The organism is Phocaeicola sp. HCN-40430 (genome assembly GCF_037890285.1).
GTDB classification, from domain to species: Bacteria; Bacteroidota; Bacteroidia; order Bacteroidales; family Bacteroidaceae; genus Phocaeicola; species Phocaeicola acetigenes.
The window spans coordinates 1-8,234 of the sequence record NZ_JBBKBS010000043.1; the positions used below are offsets into that span (position 1 = coordinate 1).

General features: G+C 34.8%; 10 protein-coding genes. All 10 read left to right on the forward strand.

All coding sequences use genetic code 11. The features are described from left to right. Window positions 1-11: 11 nt before the first annotated feature. Window positions 12-827, forward strand: coding sequence for a hypothetical protein (locus WKU26_RS12365; RefSeq protein ID WP_340322267.1), 816 nt, complete (start codon window positions 12-14; stop codon window positions 825-827). A 7-nt stretch (window positions 828-834) separates the two neighbouring features. Further along, entirely contained in the window at window positions 835-1,533 is a 699-nt protein-coding gene (locus WKU26_RS12370; RefSeq protein WP_340322269.1) for an acyltransferase, read from the forward strand. Continuing rightward, the gene (locus tag WKU26_RS12375) at window positions 1,530-2,363 is read left to right on the forward strand and encodes a glycosyltransferase family 2 protein (RefSeq protein ID WP_340322270.1); all 834 of its coding nucleotides are present in this window, start codon (window positions 1,530-1,532) and stop codon (window positions 2,361-2,363) included. The genes WKU26_RS12370 and WKU26_RS12375 overlap by 4 nt, the downstream gene beginning before the upstream one ends. Window position 2,364: 1 nt before the next feature. Beyond that, window positions 2,365-3,465, forward strand: coding sequence for a glycosyltransferase (locus WKU26_RS12380; RefSeq protein WP_340322271.1), 1,101 nt, complete (start codon window positions 2,365-2,367; stop codon window positions 3,463-3,465). Next, window positions 3,462-4,604: a polysaccharide pyruvyl transferase family protein gene (locus tag WKU26_RS12385; protein WP_340322272.1), complete on the forward strand. Its 1,143-nt coding sequence runs from the start codon at window positions 3,462-3,464 to the stop codon at window positions 4,602-4,604. The genes WKU26_RS12380 and WKU26_RS12385 overlap by 4 nt, the downstream gene beginning before the upstream one ends. Window positions 4,605-4,688: 84 nt before the next feature. After that, window positions 4,689-5,228: a putative colanic acid biosynthesis acetyltransferase gene (locus WKU26_RS12390; protein ID WP_340322273.1), complete on the forward strand. Its 540-nt coding sequence runs from the start codon at window positions 4,689-4,691 to the stop codon at window positions 5,226-5,228. After that, complete coding sequence (locus WKU26_RS12395) at window positions 5,225-6,121, forward strand: glycosyltransferase family 2 protein (protein WP_340322274.1); 897 nt, start codon at window positions 5,225-5,227, stop codon at window positions 6,119-6,121. The genes WKU26_RS12390 and WKU26_RS12395 overlap by 4 nt, the downstream gene beginning before the upstream one ends. Then, window positions 6,118-7,020: a hypothetical protein gene (locus WKU26_RS12400; RefSeq protein WP_340322275.1), complete on the forward strand. Its 903-nt coding sequence runs from the start codon at window positions 6,118-6,120 to the stop codon at window positions 7,018-7,020. The genes WKU26_RS12395 and WKU26_RS12400 overlap by 4 nt, the downstream gene beginning before the upstream one ends. Window positions 7,021-7,040: 20 nt before the next feature. Next, window positions 7,041-7,808 carry a glycosyltransferase family 2 protein gene (locus WKU26_RS12405; protein WP_340322276.1) on the forward strand — a complete coding sequence of 256 codons (768 nt, stop codon included), beginning with the start codon at window positions 7,041-7,043 and terminating at the stop codon, window positions 7,806-7,808. A 273-nt stretch (window positions 7,809-8,081) separates the two neighbouring features. Next, window positions 8,082-8,234 (forward strand): L-rhamnose mutarotase (locus WKU26_RS12410; RefSeq protein ID WP_340322277.1); only part of this gene is annotated, 153 nt, incomplete at its 3' end.

Genomic DNA, 8,234 nt, shown 5'->3' on the forward strand with positions numbered 1-8,234 from the left:
AATAAACCAATATGAAAAAATTTCTACTCGGATTTATTGATTTAATTCGTATCTTAAAAGGAGCTAATTTTCAAGCTAAAAAAAACTTCAAAAACATAAGTAATAATAAATTAATAATACTAGGAAATGGAAAATCATTAAATGAAACTTCATTGCCATCAAAAGAAAATACTGATTATCTTGTCGTTAATAGACATGTTTTAAGTGATAACTATAATATAATTAAACCACTATATTATGTACTTGCAGATCCTTTTTTCTTTAATAACAATGAAGGGTTAAACATAATAACACAAATCAACACAAAAACGAGTTGGAATATTTTTTTATATATACCTTACAATATAAAAGCATACCCTAAAATAAAAAAAATTATAACAAATCCACATATAAAGATTTTAACTTACAATTCTTTTAAATATGATGGACATAAATTCATAAAATATTTTTTGTATAATCATTATTTAGCAATACCACACCCCCAAAATGTATTAGTACCATCAATTATGATAGGAATTTTTAATCATTATCAAACAATTGAACTTTATGGAGTAGAACATACTTGGACAAAATACCTATATGTTGATAAAAATAACATTGTCTATTTGGACAATCCACACTTTTTTGATAAAGAAAAGAATCCTCCTAAATCAATGAAAGAAATCCAAAAAAAGAGTGAATATCCTTTCTATCTCGCTTTAAAAGATTATGCTAGAATGTTTGAATCATATTGGGAAATCAAAGATTATATAATATATAAAAAGAAAAAATGTAAAATCATTAATAAGACACAAGAATCATTTATTGACGCATTTGAAAAAAAATAACTTCAAAATGATAAATACAATAAAAAAAATTACACAACATAATTGGATAGCTATCCTATATTTTAATTTTAAAATGTTACCTTTTAAGCAAGCTATTCGATTACCTTTCGACTTCTATTATAAAATTCGATTTCAATGTTTGAAAGGAAAGATTTATATTAATCCTAATGTAAAACTTTATAGAGGAATAATTAAAATTGGAGGAAGAGGCAGTGAAATGTTTCCTCATAATCCTACCATTATTAACCTCTGTAAAGGAGGAGAAATTTATCTTAATGGAATTACTGAAATAGGAATTGGAACATATGTTTATGTAGGAGAAAAAGGTAAACTTATTTTAGGCAATAGAGTGAGAATCGGAGCTATCAATAAATTATATTGCTTAAAGGAAATTAATATCAGTAATGAAGTTGATATCAGCTGGGAAAGCCAAATCTTTGATACGAATTTTCATTTTATGGAAAATATGGAAAACAAACAAATTTTGGAAAAAGATACACCCATAAAAATAGGTTCTTACAACTGGTTTGGAAACCGAGTAAATATTATGAAAGGAACCCAAACCCCAGATCATTGTATTATAGCTTCTAACAGTTTATGTAACAAAGACTATACAAACTGTCCTCCTTTTTCACTTATAGCCGGTTCACCGGCCAAATTTGTCAAACAAGGAGTAAGACGATTATTTGAAGGAGTTGATTTATGAAAATAGCAGCACTACTTACCTGTTTTAACAGAAAGAATAAAACTTTAGCCTGTCTTCAGTCATTATTCAATATAGTACCCAATTGTCATGTTTATTTAGTTGATGATGGTTCTACAGACGAAACTTCAGAAACAATCAAACAAACGTATCCTCAAGTACACATTATAAAAGGAAATGGAAATCTTTTTTGGAGCAGAGGAATGTATACTGCATGGAAAGAAGCGATTAAAGGTAGTTATGACTTTTATCTATGGCTGAATGACGATATTGAACTTTATCCTTTTTTCTTAAAAGAATTAATGGAATGTATGGCTTATGGACAAAATCAATGTATCGTTTCCGGCCTAATAGAAAATTTTGAAAAAACAGAGATTTTATATGGTGGAAGCGATAAAAATAAAAAATTAATTCAACCTAATAAAACTCCCCAAGAAATTACATTCATGAATGGAAATGTAGTATTAATTCCTGCTTATGTAGTTGATAAAATTGGAATTATTGATCCTATATTCCATCATGATTTAGGAGACGTTGATTATGGTTTAAGCGCCATAGAGAATAATATTAAAGTATATACAACTACAAGACCTATTGCTGCTGGATACAAAAATGACTTTTGTAGAATCAGAAAATGGAATACATCATTAAAACAACGATTCAAAAAATTAAATTCTCCTTTAGGTTCTCCTATATCAATAAACTTTTATTTCCGAAAAAAACATTTTGGAATTATAAATGCAATTGTTTTTTCCATTTATTTATACATCATAAACCTTCTTCCAGATTCATTAGTTGAAAAAATTTGGGGAGAAACTTATAAAGATAAATAACATGAAAATCATACATTTCATCCCCAGTATCGACCGTACAGCAGGTGGTACTACTTCTTATATGCAACTGCTCGCAAAGGAATTAGGAAAACTATGTGAACTATATATAGCTACAGCTCCATCTGACAATCCTGTAAAAATAGAAAATACACAGGTAAAATTCATTCCTTGTGGATGGAAACAAAGAACAGCTATGAAGAGTGCATGGACCAAGCTATTACAGGAAATCAAGCCTAATGTAGTACATGTAAACTGCTGCTGGATGCCACAATGCGCCTGGGCTCAACTATGGGCACAAAAAGCAGGTTATAAAGTGGTACTTAGCCCACATGGTATGTTGGAGCCATGGATTATGGCGCGTCATTATTGGACACGAAAATTTCCAGCTCTCCTACTCTATCAGAAAAAAGCGATTGTAAAAGCCGATTGTCTTCATGCTACTGCAGAAAGCGAAAAGGAAAATCTTTTAAAATTAGGCTATAATAACCGAATCGAAATTATAGCCAATGGAATTGATGTAGAAAACATCGAAGTAAAAAAAGAATGGACACGCAAAAAACAAATCTTGTTTTTATCCCGTATTCATGTAAAAAAAGGAATTAACTTCTTGCTGGAAGCTGTAGCTGAACTGAAAAATGAATTAGCAGATTATACAATTCATATTGCCGGTGAAGGAGATGAACAATATATCAACCAACTGAAAGAACAAGCCAAACAACTTGGTATTGAATCGATGGTTGATTTCTGTGGAGGTGTATACGGAGAAAAGAAATGGAAACTGTTCAGAGAAGCTGATGTATTTGTACTGCCTACTTATTCGGAAAACTTTGGAATTGCCGTAGCAGAAGCGCTGGCGTCTGGTACTCCTGTTATTACAACCAATGGAACACCATGGGAAGAACTGAATACGCTTCATTGCGGATGGTATACCGAAGTAGGAACAGAAGCTACCACACAGGCTTTACGCCAGTTTTTGCAAACCTCAGAGGAAGAATTGGAAGCTATGGGGAAAAGAGGTAGAAAACTAATTGAAAATAAATATTCCATATCAGCAATTGCAAGAAATATAATAGAACTATACAATAAAATTATAAGTGTATGAAACATATCGGTATTATAACTATTGTTAAAGTAAACAATTATGGTGCTGAATTACAAGCATTTGCCTTACAACACAAATTAAAATTAATGGGATATAAGGCAGAAATAATTGATTACTTATTCTATAAACATCCCGAACATAAAAAAGAAGCCTGCTCTAAACCTTTTTATCTATATCCACTGAAAAATCGCGTAAAGGAGTGGCTTCTTCCCAAATTCGAATTTATAAAAGGACTTCCTCATCGCACTGAATGGAAAAAGAGACAAAAAGGATTTGAATCTTTTCATCAAAAATATACACAATTTTCTACTACTTGTTACTCTTCTTATTCAGAACTTTATAATAATCCTCCCCAATATGATGTATATTGCGTAGGAAGTGACCAGGTATGGAATCCAAGATGCTACACTAACTTAAGCCCATATTTTCTATCTTTTGCCCCCAAGGATAAAAGAAAAATTAGCTATGCTTCAAGTTTCGGAACTTCGACATTACCTCAAACAGCTATTCCGCAATATAATAAATTATTAAATGGCTTGGATTATATAAGTGTAAGAGAAGAAGCCGGTATTAAAATTGTAAAAGAAACAGCAAATAGAACAGCTATCAAAGTAGCCGATCCTACTTTATTATTAAATCAGAAAGAATGGAGAGCTATTGCAAAATACGACAAAGTTCCCAAAGAAAGATATATCTTATTATATGTTTTAAAGGACTCCGAGTACATTAAAGAACAAGCAAAGAAAATTGCAAAAGATAAAGGTATTAAAGTAGTACGAATCTGTAAAGGTGCATTCAAACAAGACCGAAAATCTGACCATATAATCAATATAACCGATGCTGCACCAGATGATTTTCTTGGCCTTTTTGATAGAGCAGAAATGATATTAACAAATTCTTTTCATGGTACTGTATTCTCAATTCTTTTTCAAAAGGAGTTTTATACAATCATAAAAAGAAAAGCAGACAATAACTCAAGACAAATATCCCTTCTTAACACCTTAGGTATTGATAGAATTAAATATGAAGATGAACAATTCACAGTAAACCTTCTACTCGATTGGAGAAAGATAGCAGAAGAAATAGAAAAGATTCAAGATTACTCAGTTTCTTTTCTACTTAAAGCTATAAATGAATAGCTTTTTACACTTGTAAACAACTGATTATCACTGTTGAATTTATATGATAAAAAGGTCCTTATCATAAAATAAATATTTTAAATAATGGAATTTGAAAAATATATCGACAATTATACTATAAAAGAAAAACTACATAGAATGTTTTGGAATATATTTTCATACATTTTTTTTAAGCCATTCAATCTTCCCATATTTAAGAAATGGAGAATTTTAATGCTAAAATTATGGGGATCAAAAATAGGAAAAGGTAGTGTAGTCCATTCATCAGCAAAAATTTGGGCTCCGTGGAATTTAGAAATGGGACAACGAACTTGTATAGGACCTCATACTATAATATACAATCCTGGGAAAATTATTCTTGGAAATAAAGTGACAATTTCTCAATACTCATATTTATGTACAGCAACACATAATTATGAAAGTAAATTGCATACTTTATATTGGAAAGAAATCAAAATTAATGATTATGCTTGGGTTGCAGCCCGTGCTTTTGTCGGACCAGGCGTTACAATTGGAGAAGGAGCTATAGTAGGTGCTACAGCCTCTGTCTATAAAGATGTGGAAGCATGGACAGTAGTGGGAGGTAACCCAGCCCAATTCATCAAAAAAAGAATTTTAAAATGAGTATAGCGGCTATCATCCTCACAAAGAATGAGGAAAAACACATTACGCGTTGCATCAATTCTTTAAAAGGAATATGTGATGAAGTTTTTGTAATTGATTCTTTCAGCGATGACAAGACTTGTGAAATTGCAGAGGAATTAGGAGCTAAAGTCTACAGGAATCCGTGGAAAAACTATGCAACTCAGTTTAATTATGGTGTATATCAATGTCCTATCCAGTCGGAATGGATCTGGCGTATTGATGCGGATGAATTTTTGGAAGGAAATATCGGAGAAGCGGTAAAGACTGCCATACAGAATTGTGATACCAATGTAAACGGCATTTATGTAAGAAAGCGTATCGACTTTATGGGTAGACCTTTGCTGCACGGTGGATGGTATCCTTCGTATCACTTAAAGGTATTCCGTAAAGGGCACGGGGATTGTGAGAACCGGTGGATGGATGAACATATCCGTATTTTTGATGGAACAACTATCACTGTGGAGGAGGGTAATCAGGTAGATGCCAATCTGAATGACTTGACCTGGTGGACTGAAAAGCACAATGGATATGCTACACGTGAAATGGTGGATATGCTGATGATGGAATATGGTATGGACGCCAAAGCGGAAGAAGTAATTCCTAAATTCTGGGGTACGGAAGAACAACGGAAACGATGGCTGAAAATAAAATATATTAAGGCTCCGCTATTCTTGCGTCCATTCATTAATTTCTTCTTACGGTATATTTTAAAGGGTGGATTTCTGGATGGAAAAGAGGGTTTTGTTTGGCACATCTTACAAGGTTTCTGGTATAGAATGCTGGTAGATGCCAAAATTTTCGAAATAAAGAAAAAATTCAATTTCAACGAAGAGGCTATCAAGAACTATCTTAAAGAAAAATATAAAATATGAAAAAGAAAGTCATTATTCTACTGTCTATAATAGCCCTTATCTTTGTTGGAGGGGAAATTACCCTTAGAACTTTTCTGGGCTTAGCCAATGCTCCACTTTTTTATGCCAGCAACGAGTATGAATACATGGCTTGTCCTAACCAAGATGGGTATCGATTTGGAAATCATTATCACTATAATTCGTATTCGCAACGAAGTGAAGAGCCGGATTCTACCAAGAAGATTATATTAGGATTAGGAGACAGTGTGTTATTTGGTGGAGTACAGACCGACCAAGATAGCTTAGCTACTTCAATCTTTACCCAGGAAACGGGTATACAGATGCTGAATATTTCTGCTGGAAGCTGGGGACCGGATAACTGTGCAGCTTACCTGAAGAAATTCGGACTGTTTGGAGCAAAAGCCATGTTTCTACTAGTAAGCAGCCATGATGCACACGATAACATGGATTTTCAACCAACAGTAGGTGTACATCCATCTTATCCAGATAAACAATATGTATTGGCTTGGGGAGAATTGCTGGACCGTTATCTTCTGCCACGTGTGTTGCCTAAAAAGAAAAAAGAAGCAGATCCGGATCAGAAGGTGCTGGATGGTATTGGTATTGAGAAAAACGGAAAAGTATTTAATCCGGGATTTGAGCAGCTGGCAGAAATGGCAAAACAGGCAAATATTCCGCTATATGTATATCTGCATGCAGACTTACAGGAGCTGAAAGAGGGTAAGTATAATGAACAGGGAATGGAAATCATTGACTGGGCTGAAAAAAATCACATTACACTGATAAAGGAACTGGATTTTCATTTTTCAGAAAAAGACTATAGAGACGGGATTCATATCAATGCAGCCGGACAAAGAAAGTTGGCAGAGATTATGAAAACGGTACTCGCTAAAGAATAAACACATAAAATTAATTTAGAATGAAAGTATCTATCATCACCTCTTGCTTCAACCGCGAAGCAACCATAGGAGATGCCATAGAGAGTGTACTCTCGCAAACGTATCCCGACATAGAATACATCGTGATAGACGGGGCATCGAAAGACAACTCGTGGGCGGTGATTCAACGCTATAAGGAGGGGATTGCGCAAATGGTATCGGAACGCGACCGCGGTATGTATGAGGGTATAAACAAGGGCCTGAAAAGGGCTACGGGGGATATCATCGGACTGATTCACTCGGATGATTTCCTGTTTTCGAAGGAAACGATTGCGCATATTGTACGGAAGTTTGAGGAAACGGGTGCGGACCTGGTGTATGGCAACGGACTGTTTGTGGATGCCAAGGATACACAGAAGGTGGTGCGCAACTGGATTAGCGGCTCGTACAGCAAAGGGAAAATGAAACGGGGATGGCTGCCGCTGCACCCTACGGTGTATATCCGAAGGGAGTGTATAGAGCGACTGGGGATGTATGACGAGAGTTTCAAGATTGCGGCGGACTCGGATTTCTTAGTGCGCTATCTGTATGAGGGTAACCTGAAGGTGGCGTATCTGGATGAATATGTCGTGAGAATGAGAATGGGGGGACTGTCTACGGACCCGGAAAAGATGAAGCAGAAATGGGCGGAGGACTTGAGGATGTACCGGAGTCATGGTTTCTCGCCGTATCTGACACTGGGGATGAAAATCTTGTCGAAGATTCCGCAGTTTATTTCAGCCAAACTGATGAAAAAGGGGGCTATCTGATGCCCATGAGTTTATAGAAGACTTTCTGACAGAAGGAAAGTATACTGAGAAAGACACGTTCGAAAAGGGAAGGTTTCATTTTATTTTTTTCTTGTAATTACTTCGGCAAAAATAAGGGATTATTTTTGTTTGAATGCTATGTTCTCTTTCTTTTCTGGAGGAGAAGCGATAAAGCGTGCTTGTCTTTCTCGTTTTTTTACTATATTCGCTGTGTATGAGACACGGCAAGAGTGTGTGAACTTATTTTCGTAAAACTCTGAAATATATTATAATATGAAAAGATATTGCCAGACTTTGGATCTCTACGACGACAAGGAGCTGATAGCGGCGTACGTGGAGGAGCATGCCCATGTATGGGAGGAAGTGAAGGCGGGAATCCGCGAAGTGGGAATACTGGATATGCAGATTTATATCCACGGAAACCGC

Bases quoted from the DNA above. Each gene is read 5' to 3' on its own strand.
- WKU26_RS12365 (WP_340322267.1), top strand. From the start codon at position 12: ATGAAAAAATTTCTACTCGGATTTATTGATTTAATTCGTATCTTAAAA.
- WKU26_RS12400 (WP_340322275.1), top strand. From the start codon at position 6,118: ATGAAAAAGAAAGTCATTATTCTACTGTCTATAATAGCCCTTATCTTT.
- WKU26_RS12380 (WP_340322271.1), top strand. From the start codon at position 2,365: ATGAAAATCATACATTTCATCCCCAGTATCGACCGTACAGCAGGTGGT.
- WKU26_RS12370 (WP_340322269.1), top strand. From the start codon at position 835: ATGATAAATACAATAAAAAAAATTACACAACATAATTGGATAGCTATC.
- WKU26_RS12405 (WP_340322276.1), top strand. From the start codon at position 7,041: ATGAAAGTATCTATCATCACCTCTTGCTTCAACCGCGAAGCAACCATA.
- WKU26_RS12390 (WP_340322273.1), top strand. From the start codon at position 4,689: ATGGAATTTGAAAAATATATCGACAATTATACTATAAAAGAAAAACTA.
- WKU26_RS12375 (WP_340322270.1), top strand. From the start codon at position 1,530: ATGAAAATAGCAGCACTACTTACCTGTTTTAACAGAAAGAATAAAACT.
- WKU26_RS12385 (WP_340322272.1), top strand. From the start codon at position 3,462: ATGAAACATATCGGTATTATAACTATTGTTAAAGTAAACAATTATGGT.
- WKU26_RS12395 (WP_340322274.1), top strand. From the start codon at position 5,225: ATGAGTATAGCGGCTATCATCCTCACAAAGAATGAGGAAAAACACATT.